The organism is Membranihabitans maritimus (genome assembly GCF_021729145.1).
In the GTDB taxonomy this organism is placed as follows: domain Bacteria; phylum Bacteroidota; class Bacteroidia; order Chitinophagales; family Saprospiraceae; genus Membranihabitans; species Membranihabitans maritimus.
This window is the reverse complement of the sequence record NZ_JAJSLW010000100.1, coordinates 1-315: the sequence shown is the minus strand read 5'-3', so window position 1 is coordinate 315 and position 315 is coordinate 1. Positions and strand designations below refer to the sequence as shown.

1 protein-coding gene is annotated in these 315 nt (G+C 47.6%); it reads right to left on the bottom strand.

The features are described from left to right. On the bottom strand, positions 1 to 315 hold a 315-nt coding region (locus LVD47_RS23475; protein ID WP_236981163.1), incomplete at both ends, for a hypothetical protein.

Genomic DNA, 315 nt, shown 5'->3' with positions numbered 1-315 from the left:
TACTACTACCGTAGGAGGCGTAGCATCTTTTATCTCTATAAATTTATACCATTCACTCACATTCCAGCAACTGTCCGCTGCTTCATACCGTACTTCCGTCAGTCCCGCACCCGATGCGGGATGTCCCTGGAATGGAATACGGATCGGATCCTCGGTGTGTGCGAAGGTTACATAACCATCAGCTTCTGATACACGCTCCAACCATATTGCTCGACCATTCACCATCGCTTTTACATGGTGTACACCACTGCACTCATCTTTTAATGTTACACTGGGAACATATACATCAGCAGCGCAATCGTGGCTGCCTGTAGT